18 protein-coding genes are annotated in these 18,848 nt (G+C 52.1%); 14 read left to right on the top strand and 4 right to left on the bottom strand.

All coding sequences use genetic code 11. From position 1 onward, the window contains the following. The first annotated feature begins 79 nt into the window (after positions 1-79). The 3 genes from AC1XDK_RS24110 to AC1XDK_RS24100 all read left to right on the top strand — a co-directional run bounded on the left by AC1XDK_RS24110 (position 80) and on the right by AC1XDK_RS24100 (position 3,623). A complete protein-coding gene (locus tag AC1XDK_RS24110) occupies positions 80-676 on the top strand; it encodes a winged helix-turn-helix transcriptional regulator (RefSeq protein ID WP_483352575.1) in 597 nt (198 codons plus the stop codon). 106 nt (positions 677-782) lie between these two features. Further along, the gene (locus tag AC1XDK_RS24105) at positions 783-3,377 is read left to right on the top strand and encodes a heavy metal translocating P-type ATPase (protein ID WP_483352574.1); all 2,595 of its coding nucleotides are present in this window, start codon (positions 783-785) and stop codon (positions 3,375-3,377) included. A 21-nt stretch (positions 3,378-3,398) separates the two neighbouring features. Beyond that, a complete protein-coding gene (locus AC1XDK_RS24100; RefSeq protein ID WP_483352573.1) occupies positions 3,399-3,623 on the top strand; it encodes a DUF7123 family protein in 225 nt (74 codons plus the stop codon). A gap of 260 nt (positions 3,624-3,883) precedes the next feature. Here the strand turns inward: AC1XDK_RS24100 and AC1XDK_RS24095 are convergent, their stop codons facing one another. After that, complete coding sequence (locus tag AC1XDK_RS24095; protein WP_483352572.1) at positions 3,884-4,597, bottom strand: DUF4396 domain-containing protein; 714 nt, start codon at positions 4,595-4,597, stop codon at positions 3,884-3,886. A 359-nt stretch (positions 4,598-4,956) separates the two neighbouring features. Between AC1XDK_RS24095 and AC1XDK_RS24090 the strand changes: the two genes are divergently transcribed. The 3 genes from AC1XDK_RS24090 to AC1XDK_RS24080 all read left to right on the top strand — a co-directional run bounded on the left by AC1XDK_RS24090 (position 4,957) and on the right by AC1XDK_RS24080 (position 7,999). Next, positions 4,957-6,366 carry a permease gene (locus tag AC1XDK_RS24090; RefSeq protein ID WP_483352571.1) on the top strand — a complete coding sequence of 470 codons (1,410 nt, stop codon included), beginning with the start codon at positions 4,957-4,959 and terminating at the stop codon, positions 6,364-6,366. Positions 6,367-6,446: 80 nt separating this feature from the next. Continuing rightward, the gene (locus tag AC1XDK_RS24085) at positions 6,447-7,439 is read left to right on the top strand and encodes a sulfite exporter TauE/SafE family protein (protein ID WP_483352570.1); all 993 of its coding nucleotides are present in this window, start codon (positions 6,447-6,449) and stop codon (positions 7,437-7,439) included. A gap of 203 nt (positions 7,440-7,642) precedes the next feature. Further along, positions 7,643-7,999 (top strand): SHOCT domain-containing protein, encoded by a 357-nt coding sequence (locus AC1XDK_RS24080; RefSeq protein ID WP_483352569.1) that lies wholly within the window; start codon positions 7,643-7,645, stop codon positions 7,997-7,999. A gap of 120 nt (positions 8,000-8,119) precedes the next feature. Here the strand turns inward: AC1XDK_RS24080 and AC1XDK_RS24075 are convergent, their stop codons facing one another. Continuing rightward, entirely contained in the window at positions 8,120-8,392 is a 273-nt protein-coding gene (locus AC1XDK_RS24075; RefSeq protein ID WP_483352568.1) for a DUF7521 family protein, read from the bottom strand. Next, on the bottom strand, positions 8,392-8,754 hold the full coding sequence (locus tag AC1XDK_RS24070; RefSeq protein ID WP_483352567.1) for an ArsR/SmtB family transcription factor: 363 nt from the start codon (positions 8,752-8,754) through the stop codon (positions 8,392-8,394). Before AC1XDK_RS24070 ends, AC1XDK_RS24075 begins: the two co-directional genes overlap by 1 nt. 280 nt (positions 8,755-9,034) lie before the next feature. Between AC1XDK_RS24070 and AC1XDK_RS24065 the strand changes: the two genes are divergently transcribed. The 5 genes from AC1XDK_RS24065 (at position 9,035) to AC1XDK_RS24045 (ending at position 13,666) form a co-directional block, all read left to right on the top strand. Further along, positions 9,035-10,357, top strand: a complete 1,323-nt coding sequence (locus tag AC1XDK_RS24065) for a permease (protein WP_483352566.1) — start codon at positions 9,035-9,037, stop codon at positions 10,355-10,357. Between the two features lie 556 nt (positions 10,358-10,913). After that, positions 10,914-11,639, top strand: coding sequence for a helix-turn-helix domain-containing protein (locus tag AC1XDK_RS24060; protein ID WP_483352565.1), 726 nt, complete (start codon positions 10,914-10,916; stop codon positions 11,637-11,639). 56 nt (positions 11,640-11,695) lie between these two features. Continuing rightward, positions 11,696-12,913, top strand: coding sequence for an acyl-CoA dehydrogenase family protein (locus AC1XDK_RS24055; protein WP_483352564.1), 1,218 nt, complete (start codon positions 11,696-11,698; stop codon positions 12,911-12,913). 6 nt (positions 12,914-12,919) lie between these two features. Next, positions 12,920-13,291 (top strand): tautomerase family protein, encoded by a 372-nt coding sequence (locus AC1XDK_RS24050; protein ID WP_483352563.1) that lies wholly within the window; start codon positions 12,920-12,922, stop codon positions 13,289-13,291. A 246-nt stretch (positions 13,292-13,537) separates the two neighbouring features. Further along, entirely contained in the window at positions 13,538-13,666 is a 129-nt protein-coding gene (locus AC1XDK_RS24045; protein WP_483352562.1) for a hypothetical protein, read from the top strand. 328 nt (positions 13,667-13,994) lie between these two features. Here the strand turns inward: AC1XDK_RS24045 and AC1XDK_RS24040 are convergent, their stop codons facing one another. Then, complete coding sequence (locus tag AC1XDK_RS24040) at positions 13,995-14,636, bottom strand: RraA family protein (protein ID WP_483352561.1); 642 nt, start codon at positions 14,634-14,636, stop codon at positions 13,995-13,997. A gap of 2,138 nt (positions 14,637-16,774) precedes the next feature. On the opposite strand from AC1XDK_RS24040, the gene AC1XDK_RS24035 reads away from it, so the two are divergent. The 3 genes from AC1XDK_RS24035 to AC1XDK_RS24025 all read left to right on the top strand — a co-directional run. After that, entirely contained in the window at positions 16,775-17,656 is an 882-nt protein-coding gene (locus tag AC1XDK_RS24035; RefSeq protein WP_483352560.1) for a ParA family protein, read from the top strand. After that, complete coding sequence (locus tag AC1XDK_RS24030) at positions 17,653-18,057, top strand: DUF7970 domain-containing protein (protein WP_483352559.1); 405 nt, start codon at positions 17,653-17,655, stop codon at positions 18,055-18,057. Before AC1XDK_RS24035 ends, AC1XDK_RS24030 begins: the two co-directional genes overlap by 4 nt. Positions 18,058-18,429: 372 nt before the next feature. Further along, the coding region (locus tag AC1XDK_RS24025) for an IS6 family transposase (RefSeq protein WP_483352558.1) at positions 18,430-18,848 on the top strand (419 nt) is incomplete at its 3' end.

The raw sequence follows: 18,848 nt of genomic DNA, 5'->3' as shown, positions 1-18,848 counted from the left end.
ATCTGTATTGCACCTACTACACTAGAAACAAAAGCCAAAAGCGCGAATCACTTTTGCCCCTCGATGACGTAGCACTACTATGCGCGATTTGGACGAAACCGACCTCGAAATCCTCCAGCTATTGATGTCGAACGCTCGTCGTCCGTACAATGACGTTGCGGAAGCCGTTGACCTCTCCCCACCTGCCGTATCGGACCGGGTTGCTCGACTACAGGAGCGAGGAATCATTCGTGGATTCACGCTCGATATCGACCGATCTCAGTTCCGTAAAGGAATACCGGTTCTGGTCACACTTAAAATCGCTAGCACACGTGATGTCTCGTCGGTCAAGGAGACGCTCTTCGATACCGGTGCAGTTGAGTACGTGTTCATCACTGCCGAAGCCGACATTGTAGTCTATGCACGAGTACCAGACAACGACGTCGCCAATTGGCTCGACGACATCTTTGACGAAGGAACGATCGATAACTTCGAAGTGAAACTTTTGGCGGGTTCGGATTGGTCTCCCAACCTCGGTGGGATGGAGTTCGCACTTTCCTGCGCGCAGTGTGGCAATACGGTCGATAACGAAGGAACAGCGGCTCGTTTCGATGGTGATCTGTATCAGTTCTGTTGCCCGTCGTGTGAAGCTCGCTTCGGTGAGAGGTACGAACAAATCCAGAAGGGTGCTGACTGATCGATATCGAGGCAATAGCACTTTCGATCCAAAGCTTCCCCGGTCTCCCGCCTGAACATTCTAAAGAACAAATCCATTGAAGAGGGAAGACGTATAATATTGTGTAATGAGTCAGAGTCGAATTCACATCGATATCCAGGGGATGAGCTGTGCGAATTGCTCACAGACCATTTCCGATGCCGTCACTTCTCTCGATGGGGTTTCAGAGGCGAACATTAACTTCGCCACTGACGAAGGGACCGTGGAGTACGATTCGGACGAGGTTTCGTTGAAAACTATCTACGACACCATCGATAACGCTGGGTATACACCAATCACGGAAACGACAACGATCGGCATCACCGATATGTCGTGTTCGAACTGCTCGGAGACGGTACAGAACGCACTCGAGCGAACACCGGGTGTCATCGAGGCCGACGTCAACTTTGCAACTGACGAAGCACAGGTCACGTACAACCCCACTGAAGCAACTATTGAGAACCTCTACGACGCTATCGAAAACGCTGGCTACGCACCCATCCGCGAGGACAACGAATCCAACGCTTCTGCAGAGGATCGCCGCGATGCCGCACGCCAGGCCGAAATTCGCAGGCAGCTTCGCCTCACACTGTTCGGTGCTGCACTCTCTGCCCCTCTTATCTTCTTCCTCGTTGAGAAGTTCATTCTCGGCGGCGGAATCCTTCCGGAAACGATTCTCGGGATTGAGTTCGGCTGGGTCGAGTTCCTGCTTGCGACGCCCGTTCAGGCTGTTCTCGGCTGGGAGTTCTATAAGAACTCGTACAAAGCACTCGTGAAGAACAAGACCGCCAATATGGACGTGCTCATCGCCCTCGGTTCGTCCACGGCGTATATCTACAGCGTCGTGGTATTGCTCGGTCTGATCTCGGGCGGGCTTTACTTCGACACAGCTGCGCTCATCCTGGTGTTCATCACGCTCGGTAACTACCTTGAGGCTCGCTCGAAGGGGCAAGCCAGCGAGGCACTCCGGAAACTCCTCGAGATGGAAGCTGACACCGCGACGCTCGTCGATGAGGACGGCACCGAACATGAGGTCCCTCTTGAGGAAGTCACGGTTGGCGACCGGATGAAGGTCCGTCCCGGTGAACAGATTCCAACCGATGGCGTCATCGTCGATGGTCAGAGCGCTGTCGACGAGTCGATGGTCACCGGTGAGTCGGTGCCCGTCGAGAAGAGCAAGGGTGACGAAGTCGTCGGGTCGACTCTCAACGAGAACGGTGTCCTCGTTGTGGAGGCGACAAAGGTCGGGAAGGATACTGCCATCCAGCAGATCGTTCAGACCGTCAAAGAAGCTCAGTCTCGCCAGCCAGACATTCAGAACCTCGCTGACCGTATTAGCGCCTACTTCGTGCCGGCAGTTATCCTGAACGCTCTCTTCTGGGGTACTGTCTGGTTTCTTTTCCCTGGAACGCTCACTGGGTTCGTATCTGCCATCCCGCTCTGGGGCCTCGTCGGTGGAGGGCCGGCCGTGCTCTCGACATTCGAATTCGCTGTCGTCGTCTTTGCGAGTGCGGTGCTAATCGCCTGTCCCTGTGCGCTTGGATTGGCAACGCCGGCAGCGACAATGGTCGGTACGACCATCGGTGCCCAGAACGGCGTTCTCTTTAAGGGCGGTGACATCCTTGAGCGGGCGAAAGACGTAGACACCGTCGTGTTCGATAAAACTGGGACGCTCACCAAAGGCGAGATGGAACTCACTGACGTAGTCGTTTTCGACTCGAACGGTCAGCCAGCTACCGACGGTGGGGACCCGGTGACCGATGGTGGAGCACTGACCACGCGCGATCGGCTCACTAAGGAAGATGTGCTTCGAGTCGCTGCTACTGCCGAAAGCGGGAGTGAACATCCGCTTGCTCGGGCAATCGTCGACGGAGCCGAAGAGCGCGACATCGATGTGGCGGACCCGGACAGTTTCGAGAACGTCCCTGGCCACGGGATTCGTGCTACTGTCGACGACAGCGAGGTGTTGGTCGGTAACAGGAAACTACTCCGTGACAACAATATCAATCTCTCTTCCGCCGAAGAAACGATGGAACGCCTCGAGAATGAGGGGAAAACGTCGATGCTCGTTGCCTATGAAGGCGAGCTCGTTGGTGTGGTCGCCGACGCCGATACAGTCAAACAGAGTGCGAAAGATGCAATAAGCGCACTCCAAGAGCGTGACATCGACGTGATGATGATCACCGGTGACAACGAGCGGACCGCTCGCGCCGTCGCAGAACGGGTTGGTATCGATCCAGCCAACGTCCGTGCGGAAGTTCTTCCCGACGAGAAGTCTGACGCGGTCGAAACTATCCAGGATGAGGGTCGCAAGGCGATGATGGTCGGTGACGGTGTGAACGATGCACCAGCACTCGCCGTCGCGTATGTCGGGACAGCTATTGGCAGTGGCACCGATGTCGCTATTGAAGCCGCCGATGTGACGCTGATGCGTGACGATCCACTCGATGTCGTGAAAACCATCCGCATTAGCGATGGGACCATCGCAAAGATCAAGCAGAACCTCGTGTGGGCGCTGGGTTACAATACAGCGCTGATTCCACTGGCGTCGCTTGGTCTGCTCCAGCCTGTGCTTGCCGCAGGTGCAATGGCCTTCTCCAGTGTGTCGGTGCTCACCAACAGCCTGCTATTCCGCCAGTACACCCCTGATCATGACTACCAGCTCCTCGGGTGGCTGCGCTGATCATCGATATTCCGATTCAACATGTCGAACATTACCCGTCAAACGGTTCGAGCGTATCTTGTCGAGAGAGCCGACACCGAGCCAACGTACCTTCGGGCTCGCGATATCGCCAGCGAACTCGATGGGTCGCCGAAAGCCGTTGCACAGTATCTCAGTCAGCTTCAAGACGAACTGTCGGATATTTCGCTAGAGCAATGGGGCCGCTCGAAAAGTATAACGTGGCGAATCGAGTTGCTGGAGTCGTAAGTAGCACACCAGGCCAATGAGAATCGACCCAGATCTTCAAAAACCGACTCTGGGGAGTGATGGACGCTGTCTATTCTGGCCTTGCAATGCTCGCGTGGTCGTTCCCAATTGCAGCATCGATCTGTCGAACACTGTAACGTTTTTCGCAGCAATGTCGGACAGATCGCTAGGGGTAATGTATATCTCGAACAGCGCGATACTCGGTTGGCCTAGTTTGTGCCGATCATCGTCGTTACTAGAGAGACGGGGGATCGAGAGTGCTAGTCGGCTGATTGTGCTTGACCCTGACCCATCTCTGCAGGATTCATCATGCCTTCTTTCACGCCGAAGTGGACGAGAAGCGCATTGATCGGGAATGCGAAAACGAATCCAACGGACAGAGAAAAGGCAAGGGCACCCCAGAACAGCAAGTCACCTATCTTCGCCTGGCTGGCAATCAACAAATCCGTACCGATTGCCGAGATTTCCATGATGGTGATGCTCGGCGTTTCGCTGTAGAGGGCATCGAACATTGCCTCACGGAAGCCGACACCCTCCTGCATGAGTGGGCCGACGGTCAGCGCGTAGCCGAAGATGTATGCGAGCGCGAACGTCCCTAGCGTTGTGATGAGAGTACTCTGTAGCGCCAGTAGACCCGCGAGTAGTGCGAATCCGAGGACCTCGCCTGCGCCACACCCTGAGTAACAGTGGGCAGTTGATCGGAAGCCCCGCCGCCACAGCGAATCATGACTGATCTGAGTTCGCCCGGTATACCAGTAAACGGCAAGACCGAACGGACCAGAGTATAGTACGACCAGTGTCCAGACGCCCTTCATTAGCGACGGTAACGCCTGGTTGCGTCGACGTATGTCCCACAGAAGGGTGCCAACAGAGACAACTACGAAGAGTGCCCAGACACCCATTAGCACCGGGTCCGACAGGATCGGTTTCATCACGTGTCGAACTGGGGCGAGCATGTGTTCGATCTGCTTCATGAGCTGATGGAGTTGCATGGTCGTTGTGATGACGTTGGAAACTGCATCAGTTTCTTGGCTGTTCGGCGACTCATCGTTGTGGAGATACGGTAAAACACGATTTGTGTTGGCGAAGATAATAATATTGTGGCTGCTCTCCCAAATTGCTTAATGTACAAAAATTCTACACTCTGGAAGTAATTAATACAACTTAAAGAAATATCGGTTTTAGGATGGCTTATACGGCCTCTGGATCGCCAGTAAATGCATCCTAGATGAACTCCGATCTTAATAGATCGGTTGTGTCCTTGATCAACACCTCTGTTGGTGAACCTCTACACAAGACAGATATTCGAAGAAGTTGTTTCTTTAAATGTGGCATGGTAGCACCATTCGTGGCAAATGTCCTCGAAGCGTTACGCATCGGAACCGGGTTCCTTTGGACGGCAGCGTGGGCCATCATCATGGGATTAATCATCACGAGTTGGGTGCAAGTCTACGTTTCCAAAGAACGAATGGGTAAACTCCTCGGAACTGAATCCCTCTCGAGTCTCACAAAAGCGACTGGATTCGGCGCAGCGAGTAGTGGCTGTAGTTTCGGTGCCGCAGCGATCGCGAAAGGCCTCTTTCGAAAGGGAGCTCATCCAATGAACATGCTCGCGTTCATGTTCGCGAGTACGAACCTCATTATCGAACTCGGATTGATGATCCTCATTCTCCTTGGCTGGGAGTTTCTCGTTGCCGAACTCCTTGGCGGACTCATTCTCATCCTCGTGATGGGTATCATCATCCACTTCACCCTTCCCGAAGAGATGTTTGAGCGAGCTCGCGACGAATTGAATGTACGGGATTCCGAGGCAGGAATCGAAACAGATCCCACCTGTGGAATGGAAGGGAGTGAAGAGTTCACTCTCGCTACTGACGGAGGAGAGACGCTCGAATTCTGCTCGCAAGGGTGTATGGAGACCTACGAACAGAAATTGGCGGGACAGGGTGACTGGCGTACCGAACTCACATCGTGGGGCGGATGGTATAAACTTGGCAATCAGTACCGCAAGGAATGGTCGATGCTATACAAGGATGTCATCGCTGGCTTTCTCATCTCTGGGTTCGTCATCGTGTTCGTCCCCCAATCCGTTTGGAACACGCTATTTCTCAAGGGCAGTAGCACGTTTGTGAGTGCTGAAAACGCGGTCATGGGTGTCGCTATTGCAGTAATCAGCTTCGTCGGAAGTATCGGCAACGTCCCGTTCGCCGTTGCACTTTGGTCAGGAGGTGTGAGCTTTGCTGGCGTCATTGCCTTCGTCTATGCTGATCTCATCACGATTCCAGTACTGAACGTGTATCGGAAGTACTACGGCTGGCACGTCATGCTGTACATCTTCGGCGTCTTCTTCGTGACGATGGCGTTCACGGGATTTCTCATGGAGGAACTGTTCGACTTATTCGGGATCATACCGAATCTCGCCGGTGGCGAAACGGCAACTGAACAGACGTATTTCGAACTCAATTACACCTTCGTCCTCAATGTAATTGCGTTCGCTCTCTCGGGATTCCTCTATTACGTCTATCGGAAAGGACTCGGCGCCCCGAGCCAGTTTCGCGACCCGGTTTGTGGCATGCGTGTCGAACCGAACGGAATCTCGGCAACGCACAATGATGAGACGTTATATTTCTGCTCGGAAACGTGCAAGCGAGCCTTTGAGCGAGAACCGGATAGGTACCAAGCCGACTTGCCTGAAGGGCGTCCGTCGGACTCTACGCATCCTCACGATCACGACCATCATTGATCAAACGACTTCTCTTTGACAACTAGTTTTGTCCTGGTAAAGACCCAAGTATGTCGTTCACGTAATCAGTTTTGAGTATCATGGGGGGCACGAGTATCTTCGCAGTTGAGACGGGAGTACTGTTTTTCATCTTATTCGGCCTGCTCATTGGGATCCTATTCGGATTCTTCGGGCTCGGTGGAAGCTTCTTCGTTACACCAGCGCTCCTCGTTCTCAACCATCCACCTGCAGCTGCAGTTGGATCTGGATTGGTATTTGTTTTTGGAACGTCTCTTTCCGCTGTTGTCTCCCATCGGCGGTTAGGACACATCGATTACAAACTCGGTTGTCTCCTGATTCTGGGAATGACGATCGGAATCGAGGTCGGCAAACGTGGGCTATTTATTTTGGTTGCAAAAGGAATCGCAGATCTCGTTATCAGTATCATCTACGTCGGATTGCTACTAGTTGTCGGGCTCTTCGTTTTGCGCGATGCCTCCACCAACCAGCCCGAAGAAGATGGTGGTGTTGATGAATCACTCATCCGTCGTATCGGTACAATCCAGTGTCCGCCAATGGTATCATTCAAAGGAAATGTTACTGCCTCCGTTTGGGTAGTGCTACTGATTGCATTCGTAACCGGTGTGCTAGCTGGCTTTCTTGGCGTTGGTGGTGGGTTTCTTGTTCTCCCGAGCCTCCTGTATGGTCTCACACTTCCCGAAGCGATCGCTGTCGGGACGGATATCTTTCAAATCGCTGTTTCAAGCGGGTACGGAGCCTTCCTCTATGCCCAAAGTGATGCAGTTCATTTGTCGGCCGTACTCCCATTACTCGGCGGGAGTGTCTTTGGCGCCTACTTTGGCTCACAGCTGACGGAGTTCGTCGATGAGACGAAGTTTAAGGGGCTTTTTGCTGGGATGCTGCTAATCGACAGCGCTGCTGTTGCCAGCAAGACAGTCAGTCACGCGTACGGTATTGCTTTCCTGCATGTGCTCAGCCTCGTACTTCTCTTCGGAACGGCGCTGGTCGTGACCCTCATCGTAGTGTCGTTCGGAACAAAAAATTATTTCCAAAATCAACAACAGGTCGGATGAGCAAAAGCTATGAAATATGGAATATATTTATTGCCGATTGGTGAGTGATTTCATGTAACAAAGCTCATAATTGTATGTCTCGTAGGTAATCTGTTGGTCCGAGCTGTTCGTCGGGTTTTCCTTTTCTCTAGTTCAATCGATCTATGATTGGGTTGCTCGTTATGGAGGGAACTTGTATGTGTTCGCGGAGTCTATCTCTACCTATGACGACAGCAGATCAGAGCGGTTCGTTCGTCAGAATCGTCTTCATAGTCCTTGCCGTCCTTCTCCTCGTCCCAGCCGTAATGATGCTGGTTGCGTTCCCACTTATGGGCGGATGGATGATGGGACCGAGATATGGCGGTGGTGTCACTCCACTTTGGGGATGGATAATGATGCTCCTTCCACTAATCGTCCTGCTTGGTGGGGGCTATCTCCTCTATCGTGGCGTCATGAAAGATGACCTGGGAACCGACCCGGCACTTGAAGAACTTCGGCTGGCATACGCACGAGGAGATCTCTCCGAAGAGGAGTTCGATACCCGTCGTAGCCGCCTTCGACAGAAACAGAATAACCGGTGATGATTCACACAGAGTACAGTAGTTGAGGATTTGTTTATATTACCTCACGTGTCGGGATCGGTCATAGAACTCCATCTATTTCTCGCCGATATCGGGGTATTTTCCGGTTCTGTGACGATCTTACGTTGGTTGATAGTAGAGAGAGTATAGAACGAAACCCATCCCGATGATCACAATTACCGACTGAATCATACCCGAATAGAAGATGGAAACGTTAGCGATGTCGAACAGTATTCCTTCAATTACTGCGCCGATGCTGATCGTCACGAATCCAATCGCGAGATAGAGCATCGGTTGATTGTTGTATCGCTTGTACGCTCGATAACTTTGGAGCGCAATAAGAACACCAAGTATTATCACGATGATTTTCGCGATGATGAGCCCTGCGTGCATTAGGAATCATCCCCTCGGATGTCGTCCCACAACCGATTGAACCGCTCTGGAGCATCGGTCGCTGGCTCGTCTCCAATATCTACCTCGAACTTTCCCTGATAGAGGCGGACTCCGATCTGCTCGACTGCCGCTTCGTACTTCTTATAGTGATTTCCATCGGGTGCTATTCGGTTCTGTTCGGAAAGCAAATTGTGCTCAACTAGCTCCTCGAGTCGTCTATACACAGTTGGTAATGAAATACCACAGGTATCACTCAGTTCGTTCGCGGACATGGGTTGCTCACTCGTAACAGATAGTATGGCTTGGACGTGTTCGTCTCCTAGGAGGGATAGGAGTTTACGGGGGGAACTGTCCTCACACACAACCGTGGATGGTTGTGATTCGGTTAAAGACGTATGGGTTTTGCCTTCCTATGTTTGCAATCAAACTTGGCATTTCGAAACCACCTTAATCGGGGTTTTCAGCCGATGCTTTCGCCCATTAACTCACCAGGTGTCCCGAGATGACGTGGCTTACATCATTCTACAGTTTGGAAACTAGAATTGGTGGTCCAAAATAGCTAGCGAAAGGCTGTTCCTAGTCCTCATCGCCACTGGTGTATTAGACATAACATGATTAGGTGGGACTCCCGTATCAAAGGATATGGAGAAAAAAGAATATGCGATCCTCGTCGTAATTGCCCTCGTGACTATCGGTATCGGCGTATTCACGACTTCGAAGCCGCTGGGTACGTTCTTTATCGAAAGCACGAAGCATGCAGCGACGACGACTGTCGCAATGGCATGGATTACGTGGTGGGCGCTCGTGATCGGATTCGCCATTGCAGGGGGTGTTGAGGCGTGGACGTCAAACGAAGAAGTCGCAGACCTACTGGAGGGCGATGGCCTGCGTGAGATCGGCTACGGGTCACTCTTTGGATTCATCTCCTCATCGTGTTCCTATAGTGCCATCGCCACGGCGAAGAACCTCTTCAAAAAAGGTGGCTCTGCGGCAGCCACTATTGGTGCATTCATGTTCGCGTCGACGAACCTCGTCATCGAGATCGGTGCGGTCATTTGGATCCTCCTCGGGTGGCAGTTCCTCGCCGCAGACATCATCGGCGGGTTCATGCTCATCGGGTTGATGGCGTTCGGGTTCATCTATCTCGTCCCTGACGAAGTGCTCGACCAAGCCCGACAGAACGTCCTCGACGAAGGAAGTCCAACTGTACAAGACCCAGTCTGCGGGATGGAAGTCAATCCCGAAGAGGCCGACTATTCGACGGAACACGATGGACAGACCTACTATTTCTGCTCGCAATCGTGTAAGGAGAGCTTCGACCCCGAAGAGGCCAACACGACCATCCGTGAGCAGGCAACGTCGCTCTCCGGGTGGAAGGCACTTGCCGACAAACAGTGGAAAGAGTGGGGGATGCTCTGGGACGAAATCGCCATCGGGTTCATCTTTGCCGGTCTTATCGCTGGATTCATTCCCAAGCAAGTCTGGACGTCAGTCTTTTCGGGACCGGTATTCGGTGTGCCGGTGTACATCTTCTGGACTGCAGTGGTCGGTGCTAGCATCGGTGTTGTCACGTTTGTCTGTTCGGTTGGGAACGTTCCGTTCGGTACCGTCCTCTGGACGAACGGTCTCCCATTCGGTAGTGTCCTGAGTTATATTTACGCGGACCTCATTGTTCCGCCAATCATGGACGCCTATCGAGAGTACTACGGGACAAAGTTCGCGGCCATCCTTTCGGGGATGATTTTCGTCGCAGCAGTCCTCACTGGGTTTGTCATTCACTTCTTGTTCCTCGGTCTCGGTCTTATCCCCGACCCCTCGACCGCTAAAATCGCCGAGGTCAAAATCGAGATGAACTACAAGATGGTACTGAACGTGTTGGCGACTGGGTTCTTCTTGTTCCTCTACTGGCTCCATCAGTCCGAGTCCACGGAGGACCACGACGAACACATGCAGACGGCGGACTAACTCTCCACTGGTAATCCGCCTTCACCACGCGATCGAATGACAAGGAACCGTTGTCGCTAACTGGACCCAGAATGGTCGACTTCGAGAACGAGAGCTACGCTTTCGTCTGTCGACGCACGGCGGATAACTCCGGACCGTAACGCTCCACTTGAGGGTGAGGGATATCTCGCGAGGAGGCGGCCGACATCGTCCGTTGCAGACCTGGACGAATTTGGATCCTCTCCTAGTGCGGACGTCTCAGCAACGATAAACGAAATAGCCCATCCTCCGAGACTATGGTGAGCTTTCCTCTAAATTCTATATCGCAGTATGTGATTTATGGGGAACTATTGCGCCGTATTCGGGAGGTAGGGTTGTTATCTCGGCTAATTTCACTAGACGTAGTGGTGTCCCACCCACTTCCGCCTTAGGTTGTAAGCGGAAGTGAAATCCCCCCGGCACCCCTACATCAATCTGTGCGCAAGTCGTGGTGCGAATCTCTCGGTGACGAAGTTCCAATCCGAAGAGTCGCTCTCGGATGACAATCTCTACGAGCCACCATGAATAATCTGCTACCATGACCGGTTCCGAAAAAGGTGAGGAAACATTTCATGTGTCGATTGACCTCTGGTATCCCGATTGTTGGGAGATCGAGGTTACGGAGCAAGTTGCGGTTGGGTTTCTTGGGTACGGAATATATTCAACTGGAGATGACGTTGCAACACTCTTTACGATCTATGCAGATGACCAGGAGACAATTACAGAAGGAATCGAAGCGATAAACGTATCAGAACATGTCCACTCAGTGTCCGAGATGGCCTCTGGCTTCCGACGAACAGCTGTGCCGGAACCAGGGAACGCAGTGCGGGAACTCATCGTTGATCACGACGGACGCAAACAGATCAGTCAATCTCTGACGTCTCGGGGATTCGTCTGTACTGGTCCGATTGATATCCGGGACGGTCGAGAATATTGGTCACTTGCGACAAACCGTGATCGGGAGACGGTTCAGACGAAATTTGAGCAAGTCCGGGAGGAGATGAATGCGGAGATCAACATTCGTAGCATGGAACAAAGAAGTCGTCAACCAGCGACAAATGCGCTTCCTCTGGATCATCTCACGAAACGCCAGCTGGAAGTGTTGCAACTCGCTCGCAAAAGAGGATACTACGAACACCCGAAAGAAACGTCGGCGCGAGAGCTAGCGAATGAATTGAACATTTCTACGTCTACCCTGCACGAACATCTCCATAAAGTTGAAGCGAAGTTGTTGGGACAAAACGGGCTCACACGGCTCTCGTAGGGGCTATTCTTCTTACATTCATTCTTCGAGGTGCGGGTTATACTTCAGATAGTAATATGCTTCTCGGTCGCAATCGCAGGAGACCTGCTATGTCCGGCTCCCGGTTTAATGGTTCGCCAGTACCGTACTCATCTATGGAATTCGAACTAACAGAGACCCAACGGTCGCTTCGAGACGATGTTCGGGAGTTTGCAGAAACCGAAATTAGACCCGAAGTGAAACGGTTAGATCAGCAAGGCGAGTATCCCAGCCAAATCTTCGACAAACTCGGTAATCGTCGCCTCGCGGGATTGACACTGTCTGAGGAATACAACGGACGTGGGGAAGGTCTCGTCGAACTTGCGCTGATGATTGAAGAACTTTCAGCTACATGTATGTCTGTAGCCAGTGCTCTCGGACTGCACATCGGCGTCGCGGCAGTCATAGAGCGCTTCGGCTCCGACGAGCAACGTGAAACATTCCTCCCAGAGATGGCGACGTTTGAGACCGTCGGTGTGCTCGGGCAAAGCGAAGCCAACGCTGGCAGCAACAAATTAGAGATGGAAACAACGGCCGAACAGCAGGGGAACGAATGGATACTCAACGGCCATAAACAATGGGTGACGAACTTCTATGACGCGGATTACGTCCTCACGTACGCGAAGACCACCCCCGATGAGGCCGCACCGCACAACATTAGCGCGTTTCTCGTGCCAACCGAAGAGTTCGACCTAGAAAACGATTGGGACACATTAGGTGCGAACAGCGTCAAATCGCCGCGCGTTTCACTTTCAGACGTCCATGTTCCTGCTGATCGCCTCGTTGGCGAGGAAGGAGAGGGATACGTCGAGCGTGGCGAAATTCATACCGGTGTGAACGTCCCCGCTCGTGGTGTTGGTATTGCCCGTGCTGCTCTCGAAGACACAGTTTCGTACACGAGTTCAAGAGAGCAATACAGCCAGCATATCAGTGACTTCCAGGGCGTGCGATGGGAGATCGGCGAGATGGCAGAACGTGTCGACACAGCTCGATTGCTCACACTTCGAGCAGCTGACCACGCTGATCGGGGCTACGATGTAACCCGCGAGTTTGCCATGGCGAAGATCAACGCAACGCAGGCTGCGGTCGACAATGCAAATAGAGCGATTCAACTCCACGGTGGTCTCGGATATACAACCGAATACCACGTTGAGCGCTACCTCCGAGATGCGAAACTCCTAACAATAGCTGGCGGTCCAAATGAGGGTCACAAAGACACGCTTGCAAAAGCTGTGATCGAGCGGTACGGAGAGTGATTCCGTATGCCTTTAGTTACAATTTCAGTTCTGGCAGGCAAGTCCGGCGAGTATCGAAATACAGTCGCTGACGCGGTCAACACGGCAGTGCTCGATACGCTTGATTTCCCACCAGATGACCGCTATCAACTTATTCAAGAACTCCCTTCGCAGGACCTCGAGTTACAAGATCGAGACGGGGATCGAGCTGTGCTTGAGTTGACAATGCGTGCTGGCCAAGATCGCAAAGACAAACAGGCGTTTTACGCTCGTGTAACGGAATTATTAGAACAGGATCCGGGGATCTCCCCAGAAAATGTGATGATCGTCATCACTGAGAATAGTGAAGAGGACTGGTCTTTCCGGGATGGTGTGGCCCAGTTTATAGCTGATAGCTAATCCGATTGAGAGCAAAATGTACGCTCCCTAATCAGCATAAAGCCGAATTTCTTCCGGCCAATCGCTTAAGCGGAAGTGCAACTACCCCGTGGGTACCCATCGAAATTATGTGCGAACGTTACTTGACGAAAACCCAGCCGTCAGTATTGCTTGCTCTGCGGCGCAGGATCGTCAATTGAGGCTTCCTCACTTCCCCCGATTACTGGTTCCAGAAAACTTATTCCAGGCGTGTAGAAGTCAGCAAGTATGGGAAAACCAGTCGCTATGGCTATCAGAACGGTGCTGGCAGCTGTTGGCTTGCTCTTTGTGTTGGCGGTCCTGTTTGGGGGTGACATAGACGAAGATGCCGGCGTGTTATTGATTCCTGAACAGTAGGCCGGTCCACTTTGGTATAATCTGAACCGTTCGGCTTCAGGAGCGTCTGCACAGTCCGCACAGAGTATCCGTTTGTCTCCCCTCGGAGAACATGTGAGATTGCGGTGCACACTGGTAATCTGCTGTGGTGTCTATATTGTTGCACTCGGGAAGTCGATTTTCTGCCGCCTAAATTAATCGGAAGTGGAGATCCCCCGGGACCCTCGAATAAATCTGTGCGAAAGCGCTACTCACCAAACGTATCTCGTTAACATTGCCGTTCGTGCTCTCAACATTCGAGATTTGCTGTTTCTAATGCCCCGAGAATGATCGATTACTATAGCACGGTCTATACCATTCCAGCGTCCTCAAATGCCTGTTCAAGCGATTTTCCTTCACCAAGTAGATGGATTACCCCTTCTTCAGTCTTCATCACTGTCTCAGCGCTTGAGATGACTTCCTCAACTGCATCACGTTCGATTACGACCGTTCCGGATTCATCACCGACCAGCACGTCTCCCGGGTTAATCGGTACATCCCCAACAGTGACCCGAACATTCTGCTCGGCTTCTTCGTTTCCGCTCGGCCCGCGAGGCGTAACTGCCCGTGAAAAGACTGGAAACCCGATGTCTCGTATGCCGGCGACGTCCCGCACTGCTCCATTCGTGACCATCCCTCGCACGCCAGTAGCGGTTGCGGACGTCGAGAGTAACTCGCCCCAAACGGCCTCATCGACGTTATCATCGGCATCAACCACGACGACTTCATCTTCGAGAGCAGCATCAAGGGTCTGTACGGGAGCCCAGAGTGCTGAGGGGTCGAGCGTAACGGTCCGGACTGTCCCAGCGAATGTGCAGTCAGTATGAACTGGTTTGATCGCAGAGGACAGTGTTTTCACGCCTTCGTGTTTTGTATCTGCTATTGCAGACGTAGAGCATTCCTCTAGCTGATCTAGTACCGCACTATCGATTGGTTCGTTAGTCCGTGGCATACCTTTTAGATGAGCATCGTTTGTTAAGTAATTGGGCACCTCCATCCAATCGGATCGGGGCTGCGACTCCTTCGGCAATTCTTACCAGATAGTCAAACTGGGAGGATGTATACTCGGCTGGCTGGTGTTGGTGCACCTTTCATACTTATCGATGTCCTACTTTCCCTGAGGGCGGCGATATGGCCAATTTCACTTCCGATTATTAACCGGAAGTGACCAAGACACCACCACTGCCAGTGTAATCACCCGGTAAAGCCCTCTATCGTACGGTAGTAGTTTTTCAACCATCTACAAATCCCATATCGCTACATCAAATATCGTCCTCACCAGTCCTCACCGTGCATTGAGTACGCCGGTCTCAACTTCTACACAACCGTAAAATGGGGATCAGCAATCACGATCCGTGCAATCCAGCTGAATCGTACCAGAACCGGTTCGCTATCTCATTTGGGTTGTTCCTTCGCCAACTCTCTTGAGTCGGTCTCTACTGGCTGTTCAACGTGAAGCATGTACTTGCAGGCGGGACAGACCTTGTCGCTCGGTGAAACTTGGGTGCCACAGTGCTACAAAAGACCACGCCGCCTTTCGTATCGACGCGATACTCCATCTCCGTTTCTGCAGCATTTGGCGCATCAAGGTCGTCAGTGATTCCTCTTGTACGGAAGATCGTGCGGGCTTCGCGAACCTCGTCAGCGGTGCGAAGCGTCAGTTTCGTTTCGATTTATCCATTCGCGAACAACGAGAAAGGGTCATCACTCGGGAACCACCGCCGGTCGCCATCGCCCACTATAGGTAGACCGCTACCGACGTCATGGGTGACTGTGAACTCCCGTTTGTCTGTATCGAGAGTTGCGTCCTCGATCGTCGATATCGGGATGGCGGTTTCTCGAAAATGGCGTAGCCAGAACGGAATGACGTTGAACAACACGAGAAAGAACGAAAAGAAAACAACCAGTTCCATAGACAGTCCGGAGAACGAGGTCAATTGAGCGACAACGGAGAACGGAATCAAGAGGAGACTTCCGATTCCGATGGCAGACTTCAGTTGCTGCCAGCGAGTCCCATTCTGCCAGCGTGAGCGCTGTCCTTGAAGAAACTTTCTGGGAGATCTGTGGATCCGAATCGCGTCGTCGCCGACGATTATCTCGCCCTCAGTAGTGCGAATCGTCCCCCATTCATGCATCATATATGCAATATTTTACCATAGTAATTAAAGATGCCGCACACTCCCGGTTGGATTACAGCTGTCTTTAGAAACATCTGCACGAGGCTACTCTCAACCGTAGCGGGGGCTGTAGCAGAAGAGTGGTTGGTACTTTAATCGAACCCAGATCAGTTCACAGCTGACTATGTATTGGGACCCTCGGTCTCAACTTCTGCTCGAGGGTTGCAAGATGAGACTACACCCAGTATAGAGTGCCCAAAATGGGCGATTTTAGCCAATCAACCTTTCTGCAACACTTCAAACGGAACCTCGGACCCGTTTCTAATTACTATTCTAACTCATTCGTCACAGAATGACTGTTCAACCCAGAGCTGTGGCTCATCGACCGGCACTCATTGGCCTCTGAACCGACGTTAGAAGATCACGTACTTTGAAAGTCGTGCGATGTTTACAATTCGTACGAATTGTAGAATTCGTTAGAACAGCTTTGTTTCTCACTATCTGGATCAACGACAGAAGGCCTCGCACTGTGGGATTCGAACGATGTCTACGATTCTCACGAATCGTGGAGTTCGCTGGGAAGGCTTTGTTTCTTAGCCCATGAACCGACGATGGCAAGTCTCATAGCCTAAAAGAGATACGATGTTTGCGATTCGTACGATTCGCAGAGTTCGTTAGGGGCAGCCCACTTCTCAGCTTGTGAACTGGTGAAGGAGATTTCGTACAGTGAACCGCCTCGGGGTCAAGTCCCGAGAGTGAAGGACGTACGCTCCGCCTGTAGACTTCGTTCGATGTTGGCGATTCTTGAAATTCGTACGATTCGTACATAACGTTTATACAATCATGATGAGATGGTCGGAGCATAGGCACTCGCGAAGTTTACGAACTTCGAGATTCCAACGAGGTTTGCGATTCGTACGAATTAAACGAATCAAACGATTCGTAAAGTTCGTAGAGTGTAGGAGGATCAATCATGACAGAGAAACACAACAGCGGAGAACCGCGCGCCGTTTCTGTCGGCGTACTCAAAGGCGGGTTCGGAAAGACAACGACGGCGATTAACCTCGCTAGTGAGTTAGCTCATCGAAACGGCTCAGCTCTCGTTGTCGACCTCGACGACAACGGCCACATGAGCCAGAACCTCGGATTCACAGAGCAGTATAGTGCCGAAGAGAATCACGCCGAAGCCGTTCTCATCAACGGTGAGGATCCAACGCAATACATTCAAACAGTAAGCCAAGGGCTCGATATTTTCCCTGCCCACGTGCAACTCGAAGACGTCCAGAGTGGGCTAAAGGAAGCGACAATGGGAACGACACGACTCAAGGAGAATCTCATCAATCCGCTACTCGGTGCCGAGTACGAGTACATCGTGGTCGACTGTCCAGCAAATCGCGGGAAGTTGAACGACAACGCCATGTACGCAACAGGGAACATTATCATCCCCCTTCGTGCAGAGAGCGGATATGAAAGCGGGCTCTCTAGCACTGTTCAACGGCTCGTTCAAGAAGCACGGCAGTACTTTGAGTTGAACATCCTCGCGATTACACCGACGGACTTACACGATCGTATCGACCAAGATACCCGCGACCGGTCGCTCCTCCAGGAGATCAACAATCGGGATGGTGTTTCGAAGCTCGTACCGAACTATGCACGAATAACCAATGATGATTGGGAAGCGATCGACCAGGGGGAACAAAACGGGAATCTGCCGGGGATTCGACACCGAGCGGCGATCGATCGTGCGCACGATGAAGGCGTTCCACTTCGAGACTACGATGAGACGTGCGATCAGCTCGAAGCCTACGACGAACTCGCTCAAATCGTCGAGCAGGGGGAGGTGATGCACGAATGACGGCGTTTGACGATCTCGAAAATGTAATCAACGAGGGAGCAGAGAAGACATCAACTTCGAGCAGTTCGTCCGAGTCTGGCGATTCTGAAGAATCGCAAACATCGAACGAATCGCACGAGTCTCGCGAATCGAAAACGTCAGAAGAACCAAAAGATCCACGAAAGACACCTGCATTCGAGTTCTCTTCAAATCTACGACGGAGTATCTACACACGCGAAGAATCGTGGCAGGAATTTGAGGATGGACGAGATTTAGAGATGACGCGAGAGTTGCGGGATGCAGGCATTCGGAATCACGAAAGTCGTGAGGTTCACGATGCGATGGTTCGGTTAGCGGCGAAAAATCCCAAAGAGATGGCACAGTTAATCCTTGACGCTCGCGGTGTCGACGAAGAACAGTAGCTAGGGGAGCGCTTCAGCACATTCTAAAAGTACGTCCTCGGTCTGCCAAACACACAGGCGGCCTGCATCATCTAGCATATCAAAGATTGCAGTCTGCATTCCACTATACGGCTTCTCGAGATCGATGTTCGTATCAACTTCATCAGGATCTATGTCGGAATAGTCACGCTGGAAAACACGCGTCTTTGTGAAATAGGTCTCTAAAGCAGTGAAGTACCCTGCTCGACAAGAAAGCCACCACGATCGTGCTCGGTTACACCGACGATGGAATCGGTATAGTCTGCCAGAAGTCGGATTTTGACATAGGTGTTGACCCATTCGCTACGGGGCACTGTCTAGATAAGGACGAGCAGGTCGAAGAGTTAGTGATTGATGCTACTCTCAAACCTGCTCAAAAAGAGTTTAGAGACGGCAACGCTTGAATGTTGGGAGCGTGAGCGGACGGCGACGCCCGTCAGGGCGTTCGCCGTCCGGCTCCACGCGACCGGTTGTTCACTCAGAGAAACAAAAACGATTCTTGCGCTCCTCGGCGTAAAACGGTCGCATCAAGCGATCTTTCAATGGGTTCATCGGGTATCTGACAGCGTTTCCGACCCGCCGTCGGCGCAGCCGACGCGGGTCGCGGTCGACGAAACCGCTGTCAAAATTAATGGCGAATGGTCTTGGGTGTACGCTGCAATAGACACAGAAACAAAGTTACTGCTTGGTGTCAAAGTGTTTGATCGGCATGGGACCGATCAAGCGGCTGCGTTTCTAGCTGATTTGGCCGAGAAACACGATCTCTCAGACGC

This window comes from Haladaptatus sp. HS23 (assembly GCF_056892285.1).
Note: the sequence above shows the minus strand (reverse complement) of the source record. Positions and strands in the feature narration are given on the sequence as shown.